This window comes from Pseudomonas sp. c313 (genome assembly GCF_055407145.1).
The window spans coordinates 354379-368570 of record NZ_JBUZRD010000001.1 but is presented as its reverse complement, the minus strand read 5'-3'; the positions used below and the strand labels follow the sequence as shown (position 1 = coordinate 368570).

The following is a 14192-nucleotide window of genomic DNA, read 5'->3' as shown; positions in this document are numbered from 1 at the left end:
CGGGTCATTTGATATGGCCCAGATTCGCCTCACTCATATCCAGGTCCGCCAACACCTCCCGCAGCACGTCATCGCCAATCTGGTGATGGCGACTCAGGCTATATAACTCCAGGCGCTGTGCCCGCAAGGCCTTGAGCCGCAACTTGCGCTCCAGTTGATCCATGTGTAGCGCCAGGGCCTGGGCTTCGGCCGAGTCGTTGAACACTTCTAGTTGATGGCGATACTCCGACATGATCCGCGCCTTGAGTTCAGTGGCCAGCGCGGCCTGGGCGGCGTCCTGGGGCGCAGCTTCTGCTGCCTCCTCGGCCTCCAGGGCGTGAATCGCCGCTTCGGCGGTTTTCTTCCAGGCATCACGCACCTCGCCGCGACGCTTGTCATCCGGGCTCTTTTCGATCCCCCTCAGCAACAACGGCAAGGCGATGCAAGCGGCGACCAGAGAAAGCAAAATTACCCCGGCAGCGATGAATATCAATAGATCACGCTCCGGGAAGGCCTCGCCGGGCGTCAGCAGCAACGGCACCGACATCACACCTGCCAGGGTCACTGCCCCACGCACTCCACCCACCGTCAACAGCCAGCAGGAACGGGCTGTCGGCACCAACGTCAGTTCGCTTTTACCCCGCAAGCGCCGTAGCAATCCCGACAGTCGCCAGATGCTTTGCACCCAGATAAACCGCAGCACCAGCAACACCAGGAAAATCGCGATCACGTCCAGGCAGCGATACAGTAAGGTCGGCCACAAGGTAGCTTCGTGGCTGGTTACCGCCTTGATGATGTCCGGCAGTTGCAGGCCCAGCAACAGGAAGATCAGGCCGTTGAAGGCAAACTCCAGCAGCGACCAGACGCTGCGATTGAGCAAACGCGTGCTGGTCTGACGCGGCAGCAAGTCCAGCCAGCTCTGCATCATCCCGGCCGCCACCGCCGACAAAATCCCCGAAGCGCCCAAGCGCTCAGCCAATACATAGGCGGCAAACGGCAGCAGCAACATGAACACCACGTGGGTTGCCGGATCGTCCCAGCCTCGGGCGATCATCCAGGCCCGCAGGCGGCCCACCAGCCAGCTCAAGGCCACACCGATGGCCAGCCCGCCAAGCGCCACCAGCACGAATGTCAGGCTGGCATTGGCCAGGGAGAACACACCGGTCACCGCCGCCACCAGGGCAAACTTAAAGGTCACCAGGCCCGATGCATCGTTCATCAGCGCTTCGCCCTGAAGCATGTGCATCAAGGGTGTTGGCAAGCGATTCTGGGAAATGGCCGATACCGCCACGGCATCTGTCGGCGACAACACCGCCGCAAGGGCGAAGGCCACCGGCAAGGGGATGGTCGGCAGCAGCCAATGGATGAAATACCCAGCGCCCACCACTGTGAACAGCACCAACCCCACTGCAAGCGTCAGGATCGGCCCGCGCAGGCGCCACAGTTCGCGCTTGGGCATACGCCAGCCATCCGAGAACAGCAGCGGCGGCAAAAACAGGAAAAGAAACAATTCCGGGTCCAGCGCCACGTGCAGCCCCAGGGTCGGCCAGGCGAGCAGGGCCCCGGCGGCGATCTGCACCAGCGGCAACGGCAGCGGGATCACACGCCCGACAAGACGCGAAACACTGACCAGCATCAGCAGAATAAGGACGGTGTAAGCGGTTTGCATAACGCGGAATTCCCAGCCAATCGATTTACTACGACACACATCAGGCAACACCTCGCCGTTGAAGTGCCATATTAGCCGCTTATGCTGCCGACGGGCCGTTGAACAAAAGTCGCACACCCTGACACGAGGTGGTGACGAGCGGCACCGAAATGCTCTGGCCGTGGCATAATCCGTGACCTTTCGTTTCCAGCAGCCCAAAGGGGGGCAATTCCTTGACCGATTCAAGCAAAACGTTGCACCTTTTCGGCATCAAAGCCTGCGACACCATGAAAAAGGCGCGCACCTGGCTCGATGAACACGCTCTCAGCTATGAGTTTCATGACTACAAAACAGCCGGTATCGACCGTGAACACTTGACCCAATGGTGCAATGAGCACGGTTGGCAGGTGGTTTTGAACCGTGCAGGCACTACCTTTCGCAAACTCGAAGACGAACGCAAAGCCGATCTCGACCAGGCGAAAGCGATTGAACTGATGCTCGCACAACCCTCGATGATCAAGCGCCCGGTGCTTGATCTGGGTGACAGAACCCTGATTGGCTTCAAGCCAGATGTTTATTCGGCGGCCCTCAAGTAGGCCAGCCCATACCAATTGTGTAGAGGTAACAGCATGTCCAATTCCCTGTTCAGCCTAGGCTTCGGCGTCGGCACTCAGAACCGCCAAGGTGCTTGGCTGGAAGTGTTTTACGCACAACCATTGATCAATCCATCGGCAGAGATCCTTGCTGCCATCGCGCCGATCCTCGGTTACAGCGAAGGCAACCAGGCCATCGCCCTGAGCATCGCCCAGGCCTCACAACTGGCTGACGCACTGAAAAATGTAGATGCCACCCAAGCCGCCCTGCTGACTCGCCTGGCCGAAAGCCATAACCCGCTGGTCGCCACCCTGCTGGCCGAAGACGCGGCGCTGACTTCCACGCCTGAGGCCTACCTCAAGCTGCATTTGCTGTCTCACCGCCTGGTCAAGCCTCACGGCCTGAACCTGACTGGGGTTTTCCCGCTGCTGCCAAACGTGGCCTGGACCAGCCAGGGCGCCATCGACCAGTCGGAACTGGCCGGACGCCAACTGGAAGCGCGCCTGCGTGGCGAGTTGCTGGAAGTGTTCTCGGTGGACAAGTTCCCGAAAATGACCGACTACGTGGTGCCGAGCGGCGTGCGTATCGCTGACGCCGCGCGGATCCGCCTGGGCGCCTACATCGGCGAAGGCACCACCGTGATGCACGAAGGCTTCGTCAACTTCAACGCCGGCACCGAAGGCCCGGGCATGATCGAAGGCCGCGTGTCGGCTGGCGTGTTCGTCGGCAAGGGCTCGGATCTGGGCGGCGGTTGCTCCACCATGGGCACCCTGTCGGGCGGTGGCAACATCGTGATCAAGGTTGGCGAAGGCTGCCTGATCGGCGCCAACGCCGGTATTGGTATCCCGCTGGGCGACCGCAACACCGTGGAGTCGGGCCTGTACGTGACCGCCGGCACCAAGGTGGCGCTGCTCGACGAGCAGAACCAACTGGTCAAGGTGGTCAAGGCTCGCGAACTGGCGGGTCAACCTGACCTGCTGTTTCGCCGTAATTCCGAGACCGGTGCCGTGGAATGCAAAACCCACAAATCGGCCATCGAACTGAACGCAGCGCTGCACGCTCACAACTAAGCAGCGACTCGATGCCACTGGAGCAGGTCGTACCTTCGGGTACGGCTCGCTCATACGAGTCTTGAACACCATGCTTGTGCCCTCTCCCTGGCGCGCCGACTTTCCGGCCATCGCCACCCTGCAACGGCAAGGCCAGACCTATCTGGACAACGCCGCCACCACGCAAAAACCTCAAGCCCTGCTGGACGCGACCATCCATTACTACGCCAATGGCGCAGCCAATGTGCACCGTGCCCAGCATTTGCCGGGCGCCCATGCGACCCAAGCCTTCGAGAACAGTCGCAGCAAGGTGGCGCAGTGGCTCAATGTTGGCGAGGGCGGGCAAATCATCTTCACCCACGGCGCGACATCAGCGCTGAACCTCTTGGCTTACGGCCTTGAGCATCTTTTTACTCCTGGCGATGAGATTGTCATCAGCGCCCTGGAACACCACGCCAACCTGCTGCCCTGGCAGCAACTGGCCAAACGCCGCGAGCTTGAGCTGGTGGTGTTGCCCCTGGGCGATGATGGCTTGATCGACCTGCAAGCCGCCGACCAATTAATCGGCCCGCGCACTCGACTGCTGGCGGTGAGCCAACTGTCCAATGTGCTCGGCACCTGGCAACCCTTGCCAGCGTTGTTGGCGATGGCCAAGGCTCAGGACGCGTTGACCGTGGTCGATGGCGCACAAGGCATCGTCCACGGCCGTCACGACGTCCAGGCCCTGGGCTGCGACTTCTATGTATTTTCCAGCCACAAACTCTACGGCCCGGATGGCGTCGGCGTGCTCTACGGCCGCAACGAAGCCTTACACCACCTGCGCCATTGGCAGTTTGGCGGCGAGATGGTGCAGCAGGCCGACTATCACAGTGCCAGCTTTCGCCCGGCCCCCCTGGGTTTTGAGGCGGGCACACCGCCGATTGCCGGGGTAATTGGCCTGGGGGCGACCCTGGATTACCTGAGTTCACTGGATCAGCAAGCGGTGATGACCCACGAAGCTGCGCTGCATGACTATCTGTTGCGCGGCTTGCGGACGCGTAATGGCGTACGGCTGCTGGGTCCACCGCAAGTGGCCTTGGCCAGCTTTGTGGTGGAGGGTGTGCATAACGCCGACCTCGCCCACCTGCTGACCGAACAAGGCATTGCCGTACGCGCAGGCCATCATTGCGCGATGCCGTTGCTCAAGCACATGGGACTGTCGGGCGCGATCCGGGTTTCCCTGGCGCTGTACAACGATTCCGATGACCTGGAGCGCTTCTTCGAGGCGCTGGATCAGGCTTTGGACATGCTGCTATGAGTTTGCCAGCGCAGGCAGTGGCTGCTCTGGAAGCGTTTCAGGCAGTTGGCAGTTGGGAGCAACGTGCCCGACTGTTGATGCAATGGGGCGAGCAGCTACCGGCACTGCCTGATGCGGACAAGGTCGATGCCAACCTGGTGCAGGGCTGCGAAAGCCTGGTGTGGTTGGTGGGACACTTGCAGGATGGGCATTGGCAGTTTGCCGCCAGCAGCGAAGCGCGGTTAATTCGTGGGCTGGTGGCGTTGCTGCTGGCTCGGGTTAACGGCTTGTCGGCGGTTGAATTGCAAGCTATCGATCTGCCTGGCTGGTTTGAACAACTGGGATTGTCGCGGCAGTTGTCGCCTTCGCGTAGTAATGGGTTGAATGCGGTGCTGCAGAGGATGCGGGCGCTGAGTTTGTACTCAGAAAACCGACCGTAATCTACGTAATCTTGACCCGATCAGAAGGCCTGCGCACCCCAGCCACAATCTTATCCACCGCCTTGGTCGCCGCCACCATGCCAAACGTCGCGGTCACCATCATCACCGCACCAAACCCACCAGCACAGTCCAGCTTCACCCCATCCCCAACAAAACTCTTCTGCAGGCAAATGCTGCCATCAGGCTTGGGATAACGCAGCTGCTCCGTAGAAAACACACACGGCACGCTGTAATGCCGGGTCACGGTGCGGGAAAAGCCGTAATCGCGGCGCAAGGTCGAGCGCACTTTCGATGCCAATGGATCGTTGAACGTACGGTTCAAATCGCACACCTGAATCAACGTCGGATCAATCTGCCCGCCCGCGCCGCCGGTGGTGATGATCTGGATCTTGCGCCGTTTGCACCAGGCAATAAGCGCCGCCTTGGCGTTGACGCTGTCGATGCAGTCGATCACGCAGTCGATGTTGGGGGTGATGTACTCGGCCATGGTCTCGCGGGTGACGAAGTCCGCCACCGCATGCACGGTGCAATCCGGGTTGATCCCGCGCAGGCGCTCGGCCATGACCTCGACCTTGGCTTGACCCACGGTGCTGTCCAGCGCGTGCAACTGGCGGTTGCTGTTGCTGACGCAGACGTCGTCCAGGTCGAACAGCGAGATCTCGCCCACGCCGCAGCGGGCGATAGCTTCTGCCGCCCAGGAGCCGACACCGCCGACGCCGACAATGGCCACATGGGCCGCTTTCAAGCGTTCCAGGCCTTCAATGCCATACAAACGGGCGATGCCAGCAAACCGTGGATCTTCTGTACTCATGACCATTACCCCAAAAACCGGCGCGCATTATAGGGCTACGCAGCGACAAGTTTTAAGCTACAAACTACAAGTTAAGAACTTAGATGAACTTTCGCTGCCCAATGTCCGGTTTTTCTCGGCTTGCTGTACGGTAAGTCGAAGGCCAGTGTAGGATGCGCGCCGTTCGGCGCAGGCCGACACCTCTTTTCGTTCCACACCCTTTGGAACCCGAAATAGCTATGTCATCGCGTAAATTTGGACTCAACCTGGTGGTGGTGCTGGCGATTGCCGCGCTGTTCACCGGCTTCTGGGCGTTGATCAACCGCCCGGTCACTACCCCCAACTGGCCTGAACAGATCTCCGGTTTTTCCTACTCGCCATTCCAGCAAGGCCAGTACCCGCAGAAAGACCAGTACCCCACCGACGAACAAATGCGCCGTGATCTGGAGATCATGAGCAAGCTGACGGACAACATCCGCACCTATTCGGTCGACGCCACCCTGGGGGATATTCCCAAACTGGCGGAAGAATTCGGCCTGCGGGTAACCCTGGGGATCTGGATCAGCCCGGACCTTGAGCGCAACGAGCGCGAGATCCTGCGCGCCATCGAGATCGCCAACAGCTCGCGCAGTGTCGTGCGGGTAGTGGTGGGCAACGAAGCCCTGTTCCGCAAGGAAATCACCCCCGAAGCGCTGATCGTCCTGCTGGACCGGGTCCGCGCCGCAGTGAAAGTGCCAGTAACTACCTCCGAGCAGTGGCACATCTGGGAACACAACCCGCAACTGGGCAAGCACGTCGACCTGATCGCCGCGCACATCCTGCCGTACTGGGAACATATCCCGGTGGATAAGGCCGGCCAGTTCGTGCTCGACCGTGCCCGGGATCTGAAGAAGATTTTCCCGAAAAAGCCGTTGTTGCTGTCGGAGGTTGGCTGGCCGAGCAATGGCCGGATGCGTGGCGGTTCGGATGCGTCCCCTGCCGACCAGGCAATTTACCTGCGCACGTTGGTGAACAAACTCAACCGCCAGGGCTACAACTACTTTGTGATCGAAGCCTTCGATCAGCCGTGGAAGGCCAGTGATGAAGGTTCGGTGGGCGCCTATTGGGGTGTGTTCAACGCCGCGCGCCAGCAGAAATTCAACTTTGAAGGCCCCGTTGTGGCGATCCCACAATGGCGTGTGCTGGCCATCGGGTCGGTGGTGTTGGCGCTGCTGTCTCTGACCCTGCTGATGATCGACGGCTCGGCCCTGCGCCAGCGCGGTCGTACTTTTCTGACCTTTATCGCCTTCCTCTGCGGGTCGGTGCTGGTGTGGATCGGCTACGACTACAGCCAGCAATACAGCACCTGGTTCAGCCTGACGGTGGGTTTCCTGCTGGCACTCGGCGCCCTGGGCGTGTTTATCGTGTTGCTGACCGAGGCCCATGAACTGGCGGAAGCGGTCTGGACCCACAAGCGTCGGCGTGAATTCCTCCCGGTGACCGGGGATTCGGACTACCGCCCGAAAGTCTCTATCCACGTGCCCTGCTACAACGAGCCACCGGAGATGGTCAAACAAACCCTCGACGCCCTGGCCGCCCTCGACTATCCGGACTACGAAGTCCTGATCATCGACAACAACACCAAGGACCCGGCCGTGTGGGAACCAGTGCGCGACTACTGTGAAACCCTCGGCCCGCGCTTCAAGTTCTTCCACGTCTCGCCCCTGGCCGGTTTCAAGGGCGGCGCGCTGAACTACCTGATCCCGCACACCGCCAAGGACGCCGAAGTGATCGCGGTGATCGACTCGGACTACTGCGTCGACCCCAACTGGCTCAAGCACATGGTGCCGCACTTCGCCGACCCGAAAATCGCCGTGGTGCAATCGCCCCAGGATTATCGCGACCAGAACGAAAGTACCTTCAAGAAGCTCTGCTACGCCGAATACAAAGGCTTCTTCCATATCGGCATGGTGACGCGCAACGACCGTGACGCGATCATCCAGCACGGCACCATGACCATGACCCGCCGTTCGGTGCTGGAGGAACTGGGCTGGGCCGACTGGTGCATCTGCGAGGATGCCGAACTGGGCCTGCGAGTCTTTGAAAAAGGCCTGTCGGCGGCGTATTACCACACCAGCTACGGCAAGGGCCTGATGCCCGATACCTTTATCGACTTCAAGAAACAGCGTTTCCGTTGGGCCTACGGCGCGATTCAGATCATCAAGCGTCACACCGCCAGTCTGTTGCGCGGCAAGGACACCGAACTGACCCGCGGCCAGCGCTACCACTTCCTCGCGGGCTGGTTGCCGTGGGTGGCAGACGGCATGAACATCTTCTTCACCGTCGGCGCCCTGTTGTGGTCGGCAGCGATGATCATCGTGCCGACGCGGGTCGACCCGCCACTGCTGATCTTCGCGATCCCGCCGTTGGCGCTCTTCGTGTTCAAGGTCGGCAAGATCATCTTCCTCTACCGTCGCGCCGTTGGCGTGAACCTCAAGGATGCGTTCTGCGCAGCGCTGGCCGGGTTGGCGTTGTCCCACACCATCGCCAAGGCGGTGCTGTACGGCTTCTTCACCACCAGTATTCCGTTCTTTCGCACACCGAAAAACGCCGATAACCACGGTTTCTGGGTAGCTATTTCTGAAGCCCGGGAAGAATTGTTCATCATGCTGCTGTTGTGGGGCGCGGCGCTGGGGATCTACCTGGTGCAGGGCCTGCCGAGTAATGACATGCGCTTCTGGGTAGTGATGCTGCTGGTGCAGTCGTTACCCTACCTGGCGGCGCTGATCATGGCGTTCCTGTCTTCGCTGCCGAAACCGGCCGCGGCGCCTGAACCTGTGCCAGCTTCGTAAAATCTTGCGCAATGCACTAAACGGCGGCCTCTGGCCGCCGTTTTGCTTTAAGATATCCGCCATTTTGCGCGCCTTGCCTGCTCATCTATAAAAGCTTCCGGAGTTCCCCATGACGGCCCACGCCGACCTTTCGCCGACCCTCCAACTCGCTATCGACCTGATCCGTCGCCCGTCGGTGACGCCAATCGATGCCGATTGCCAGAAGCTGATGATGCAGCGCCTGGGCGACGCCGGTTTCCAGCTTGAGCCGATGCGCATCGAGGATGTGGATAACTTCTGGGCCACCCACGGCAAGCATGAAGGCCCGGTGCTGTGCTTTGCCGGTCACACCGACGTGGTGCCCACCGGTCCGGTGCAAGCCTGGCAGAACGATCCGTTCGACGCGTTGATCGACGAAAACGGCATGCTCTGCGGCCGTGGCGCGGCGGACATGAAAGGTAGCCTGGCAGCCATGCTGGTGGCCGCCGAGCGCTTTGTCAGCGACTACCCGGACCACAAGGGTTCGGTGGCTTTCCTGATCACCAGCGATGAAGAAGGCCCGGCGCACCACGGCACCAAGGCCGTGATCGAGCGCCTGGCGGCCCGCAAGGAGCGTCTGGACTGGTGCATCGTTGGCGAACCGTCGAGCACCACGCTGGTGGGCGATGTAGTGAAGAACGGTCGTCGCGGCTCGCTCGGCGCCACCCTGACTGTACGCGGCGTGCAAGGCCATGTGGCCTACCCGCATCTGGCAAAGAATCCAATTCATCTGGCCGCTGCGGCGCTGGCTGAACTGGCCGCAGAGCATTGGGACGATGGCAACACCTTCTTCCCGCCGACCAGCTTCCAGATTTCCAACCTCAATTCCGGCACCGGCGCGACCAACGTGATCCCCGGTGATCTAGTGGCGGTGTTCAACTTCCGCTTCTCCACCGAGTCGACGGTCGAAGGCCTGCAACAACGAGTCGCGGTGATTCTCGACAAGCATGGCCTGGACTGGCATGTGGAGTGGGCGCTGTCGGGCCTGCCGTTCCTTACCGAACCGGGCGCGCTGCTCGACGCGGTCTCGGCCAGCATCAAGGCGATTACCGGTCGCGAGACCAAGGCCTCCACCAGCGGCGGCACGTCTGACGGGCGCTTCATCGCGACCCTCGGCACCCAGGTGGTTGAGCTGGGCCCGGTCAACGCGACAATCCATCAGGTCAACGAGCGCATCCTCGCCAGCGACCTCGATGTGCTGACCGAAATCTATTACCAGACCCTGATCAAGTTGCTCGCCTGATGCTCGCTTGCCCCATTTGCAGCGCACCGCTGAACGCAGTGGACAATGGCGTGGCCTGCCCGGTCGGACACCGCTTCGACCGAGCACGCCAGGGTTATCTGAACCTGTTGCCGGTACAACACAAGAACAGCCGTGACCCTGGCGATAACCTGGCCATGGTTGAAGCACGCCGCGATTTTCTCAACGCTGGCCATTACGCGCCAGTGGCCAAGCGCCTGGCAGAACTGGCCGCTGAGCAATCGCCCCAGCGTTGGCTGGACATCGGTTGTGGCGAGGGTTATTACACCGCGCAAATCGCCGATGCCCTGCCCCGCGCCGAGGGTTATGCCCTGGATATTTCCCGGGAGGCGGTCAAGCGCGCCTGTAAACGCAACCCGGCGCTGACCTGGTTGATCGCCAGCATGGCCCGGGTGCCGTTGGCCGATGCCAGCTGCCAGTTTCTCGCCAGCGTGTTCAGCCCACTGGATTGGCTAGAGGCCAAGCGCCTGCTCAGCCCTGGCGGCGGCCTGATGAAAGTCGGCCCTACCAGCGGCCACCTGATGGAGCTACGCGAACGCCTGTACGACGAAGTGCGCGAGTACACCGACGACAAGCACTTGGCGCTGGTGCCGCAAGGCATGCGCTTGCAACACAGCGAAACCCTGGAGTTCAAGCTTAGCCTGGCGGACCCCAAGGACCGCGCCAACCTGCTGGCCATGACGCCCCACGGCTGGCGTGCCAGCGCCGAGCGCCGGGCCCAGGTGATTGAGCACCCTGAACCGCTGCTGGTCACCGTGTCGATGCGTTACGACTATTTCGTGCTTCAATAACCCCCTATTTGGGCTTTCGAGCCCGTCCTGAATCCGCGAATGGATTTTCGAAACCCGCAGTGAGGAATATCCATGCGCCAACCCGATATCGAGATTTACCTCAAGGACGCCGACGTCGACTACAAGGCCATTGCCTCCTGGCTCGGCGAAGCCCTGGGGCCATGCACCGACTGGGTCCAGAAAGGCCAGACCTACAAATGCAAGGCCGGCAGCGTACCTGTTACATGGTTGCCGAAGGCCGTAGGCAAGTGGAACAGCCTGCACCTGGAAAGCGACCAGACGCCGTGGGAAGACGACATCGCCTGCGCCCGTGCAGCCTTTGCCGCGCTCAACGTCGAAGTACGTTGCGCTCCGGGAAGCTGGGTTGAGGAAGAAGGCGAAGAAACCGCCGACCGCTGGATGCGGATCAGCGTGGATGGTGAAGAAGAGATCATCTGGAAAACAGCCTGAACCTATAGGAGTGAGCTTGCTCGCGATGGCCTTAAGGGCACCGCGGTCATTCAGGATGCACGCGTTATCGTTAGCGACTATCGCGAGCAAGCCCGCCCCTACACAGGCATGGCCTTACAGGCCGACCACATCCTCCGCCTGCAAGCCCTTCTCGCCGGTCACCACGGCGTATTCCACCTGCTGGCCCTCTGCCAGGGAACGATGCCCATCACCACGAATGGCGCGGTAGTGTACAAACACATCCTTGCCGTCTTCACGCTGGATAAAGCCGTAGCCCTTGGCGTCGTTGAACCACTTCACATTACCTGTCTCGCGCGTTGCCATCTGTTTGCCCCCACCTGCTTTTATTGTTGAGTTTTATGGTTGAGTCAGTCGCATTGAACTGCCGAGTATATGACAGGCTCAAGAACTCTCAACTCAAGTTTATATCGGCGCTTTTTTGCCGATTTTCGATGAATACGGCACACTAGCGGCCCGAGTATCTGCTCGGTTTTTTCCACTCAAAGCAGCACACCTATGACCCGCTCCCCGTTCCGCCGTCTGGTATTTGGCACCTTGCGCCGACTGTTGTACCTCTGGGTTCGCTCGGAGACGATCAACCAGTCGTCCCTCACCCTGAACCTGGACCGCAGCCGACCGGTGTTTTACGTCCTGCAATCGCCCTCACTCACCGAATTGGCCGTGGTCGATACCGAGTGCACCAAGGCCGGCCTGCCGCGCCCGGTGCTGCCGGTATCGGTCGGCTCGTTGCTGGAGCCGGCGGCGTTCTTCTACCTGACGCCCGACCCGGACTGGCTTGGCCGCCAGGACAAGCGCGGCGCGCCGCCCACCCTGACCCGCTTGGTCAGCACCCTTGCCGAACACGCCGAAGAAAATGCGCAGATTATTCCGGTCAGCGTGTTCTGGGGCCAGTCGCCGGCAAGCGAGTCAAGCCCCTGGAAACTGCTGTTCGCCGACAGCTGGGCCGTCACCGGCCGCCTGCGTCGACTGCTGAGCATCCTGATCCTCGGCCGCAAGACCCGAGTGCAATTCTCTGCGCCAATTAATCTGCGCGAATTGATCGAGCACAATAAAGGCCATGAGCGCACCGTGCGCATGGCTCAACGTATCCTGCGGGTGCACTTTCGTAACCTGAAAACCGCGGTGATCGGCCCCGACCTGTCTCACCGGCGCAACCTGGTGAAAGGCCTGGTCAACATGCCACTGGTGCGCCAGGCGATCCTCGACGAGGCCGAACGGGAAAAGATCACCCCGGAAAAGGCCAAGGCCCAGGCACTGCGCTATGGCAACGAGATCGCCTCGGACTACACCTACACCGCCATCCGGTTCATGGAAGTCGTGCTGAGCTGGTTCTGGAACAAGATCTACGACGGTGTGAAGGTCAATAACATCGATGGCGTGCAAAAGGTCGCCCAGGGTTACGAAATCATCTACGTGCCATGTCACCGCAGCCATATCGACTATCTGCTGTTGTCGTACCTGCTGTTCAAGAACGGCCTGACCCCGCCGCACATCGCCGCGGGGATCAACCTGAACATGCCGCTGATCGGCAGCCTGTTGCGCCGCGGCGGGGCGTTTTTCATGCGCCGTACCTTCAAGGGCAACCCGCTGTACACCTCGGTGTTTAACGAATACCTGCACACCCTGTTCACCAAGGGCTTTCCGGTGGAGTACTTCGTCGAAGGCGGACGCTCCCGCACCGGGCGCATGCTGCAACCGAAAACTGGAATGCTGGCGATTACCCTGCGCAGTTTCCTGCGCTCCTCGCGCATGCCCATCGTGTTTGTGCCGGTGTACATCGGTTACGAACGGGTGCTGGAAGGCCGCACCTACCTCGGCGAACTGCGCGGCGCGACTAAAAAGAAAGAGTCGATTTTCGATATCTTCAAGGTTCTCGGTGCCCTCAAGCAGCGCTTTGGCCAAGTTGCGGTCAACTTCGGCGAACCGATCAAACTGGCTGAATTCCTTGATCAGGAGCAACCCGACTGGCGCGCCCAGGAACTGGGCCCGAACTACAAGCCCGCCTGGCTTAACGAAACCACCAACCGACTCGGCGAGCGGGTGGCGCGGCACTTGAACGAAGCCGCAGCGATCAACCCGGTAAACCTGGTGGCCTTGGCGCTGCTGTCCACCACCCGCCTGGCCCTGGACGACCAGGCCATGGCGCGGATGCTGGACCTGTATCTTGCGCTGCTGCGCCGGGTGCCCTACTCGCCCCACACCACCTTGCCCGAAGGCGATGGCCAGGCGCTGATCAAGCACGTTAAGGACATGGACCTGCTCTCGGAACAGAGCGATGCCCTGGGCAAGATTCTTTACCTGGACGAGCAAAATGCCGTCCTGATGACCTACTACCGCAACAACGTACTGCACATTTTCGCCCTGCCTGCGCTGCTGGCCAGTTTCTTCCAGAGCAGCTCGCGGATGAGCCGCGAACAGATCCTGCGCTACACCCGCGCACTCTATCCGTACCTGCAATCGGAACTGTTTATCCGCTGGTCCCTTGACGAGTTGGACGCGGTGGTCGATCAGTGGCTCGAAGCGTTCGTCGAACAAGGCCTGCTGCGCTTCGAGAACGACGTCTACCTGCGCCCGGCACCGAGCTCGCGGAACTTTGTGCTGCTGACCCTGCTGTCCAAGAGCATTGCCCAGACTCTGCAACGCTTCTACATGGCCATCTCGCTGTTGCTCAACAGTGGCCAGAACAGCATCAGCGCCGAAGAACTGGAAGACCTCTGCACCGTCATGGCTCAGCGCCTGTCGATCCTCCATGGTCTCAACGCCCCGGAGTTCTTCGACAAGAGCCTTTTCCGACATTTTATCCAGACACTTCTGAAGCAGGATGTGCTGCGCCGCGACGAAGCCGGCAAGCTGAGTTATCACCCGCTGCTGGGCGAACTGGCCGAAGGCGCGGCCAAGCGCGTGTTGCCGGCGGAGATTCGCCTGTCAATTCGCCAGGTAGCGTTGCATCGCAGTGATGAGGCGACTGACAAGCCCGTCGAACCTGAAAAAACCCGCTAGGTTTAATGAGGCGCCAGGGTGTTTCTGGCGCCACTGACAAGGAG

The 14192-nt window shown here is 60.7% G+C and carries 12 protein-coding genes; 9 read left to right on the top strand and 3 right to left on the bottom strand.

The genetic code is table 11. The features are described from left to right. Positions 1 to 4 precede the first annotated feature (4 nt). Positions 5 to 1648, bottom strand: coding sequence for a Na+/H+ antiporter (locus tag ACZRKZ_RS01770; protein WP_463968212.1), 1644 nt, complete (start codon positions 1646 to 1648; stop codon positions 5 to 7). Positions 1649 to 1860: 212 nt separating this feature from the next. Here ACZRKZ_RS01770 and ACZRKZ_RS01765 point away from each other — a divergent pair, with 212 nt between their 5' ends. The 4 genes from ACZRKZ_RS01765 to ACZRKZ_RS01750 all read left to right on the top strand — a co-directional run bounded on the left by ACZRKZ_RS01765 (position 1861) and on the right by ACZRKZ_RS01750 (position 4986). Further along, positions 1861 to 2223 carry an ArsC family reductase gene (locus tag ACZRKZ_RS01765; protein WP_463968211.1) on the top strand — a complete coding sequence of 121 codons (363 nt, stop codon included), beginning with the start codon at positions 1861 to 1863 and terminating at the stop codon, positions 2221 to 2223. 33 nt (positions 2224 to 2256) lie between these two features. Next, positions 2257 to 3291, top strand: a complete 1035-nt coding sequence (gene dapD, locus ACZRKZ_RS01760) for a 2,3,4,5-tetrahydropyridine-2,6-dicarboxylate N-succinyltransferase (protein ID WP_133102197.1) — start codon at positions 2257 to 2259, stop codon at positions 3289 to 3291. A 70-nt stretch (positions 3292 to 3361) separates the two neighbouring features. Next, on the top strand, positions 3362 to 4567 hold the full coding sequence (locus ACZRKZ_RS01755; protein ID WP_463980542.1) for an aminotransferase class V-fold PLP-dependent enzyme: 1206 nt from the start codon (positions 3362 to 3364) through the stop codon (positions 4565 to 4567). After that, the gene (locus ACZRKZ_RS01750) at positions 4564 to 4986 is read left to right on the top strand and encodes a SufE family protein (RefSeq protein WP_463980541.1); all 423 of its coding nucleotides are present in this window, start codon (positions 4564 to 4566) and stop codon (positions 4984 to 4986) included. Before ACZRKZ_RS01755 ends, ACZRKZ_RS01750 begins: the two co-directional genes overlap by 4 nt. 1 nt (position 4987) lies before the next feature. On the opposite strand, the gene tcdA is transcribed toward ACZRKZ_RS01750, so the two are convergent. Further along, a complete protein-coding gene (gene tcdA / locus ACZRKZ_RS01745) occupies positions 4988 to 5797 on the bottom strand; it encodes a tRNA cyclic N6-threonylcarbamoyladenosine(37) synthase TcdA (RefSeq protein WP_178114484.1) in 810 nt (269 codons plus the stop codon). 218 nt (positions 5798 to 6015) lie between these two features. Here tcdA and ACZRKZ_RS01740 point away from each other — a divergent pair, with 218 nt between their 5' ends. From ACZRKZ_RS01740 to ACZRKZ_RS01725, 4 genes are all read left to right on the top strand, one after another. Beyond that, on the top strand, positions 6016 to 8607 hold the full coding sequence (locus ACZRKZ_RS01740) for a glycosyltransferase (protein ID WP_463980540.1): 2592 nt from the start codon (positions 6016 to 6018) through the stop codon (positions 8605 to 8607). Between the two features lie 109 nt (positions 8608 to 8716). Further along, positions 8717 to 9868, top strand: a complete 1152-nt coding sequence (gene dapE / locus ACZRKZ_RS01735; RefSeq protein WP_350613614.1) for a succinyl-diaminopimelate desuccinylase — start codon at positions 8717 to 8719, stop codon at positions 9866 to 9868. After that, positions 9868 to 10677: a putative RNA methyltransferase gene (locus ACZRKZ_RS01730; RefSeq protein ID WP_463980539.1), complete on the top strand. Its 810-nt coding sequence runs from the start codon at positions 9868 to 9870 to the stop codon at positions 10675 to 10677. Before dapE ends, ACZRKZ_RS01730 begins: the two co-directional genes overlap by 1 nt. A 72-nt stretch (positions 10678 to 10749) precedes the next feature. After that, positions 10750 to 11127 (top strand): hypothetical protein, encoded by a 378-nt coding sequence (locus tag ACZRKZ_RS01725; RefSeq protein WP_133102190.1) that lies wholly within the window; start codon positions 10750 to 10752, stop codon positions 11125 to 11127. Positions 11128 to 11241: 114 nt separating this feature from the next. Here ACZRKZ_RS01725 and ACZRKZ_RS01720 read toward each other — a convergent pair whose 3' ends face one another. After that, on the bottom strand, positions 11242 to 11451 hold the full coding sequence (locus ACZRKZ_RS01720; protein ID WP_032891681.1) for a cold-shock protein: 210 nt from the start codon (positions 11449 to 11451) through the stop codon (positions 11242 to 11244). Positions 11452 to 11643: 192 nt separating this feature from the next. Between ACZRKZ_RS01720 and plsB the strand changes: the two genes are divergently transcribed. Then, positions 11644 to 14148 carry a glycerol-3-phosphate 1-O-acyltransferase PlsB gene (gene plsB / locus ACZRKZ_RS01715; protein ID WP_463980538.1) on the top strand — a complete coding sequence of 835 codons (2505 nt, stop codon included), beginning with the start codon at positions 11644 to 11646 and terminating at the stop codon, positions 14146 to 14148. Positions 14149 to 14192 lie beyond the last annotated feature (44 nt).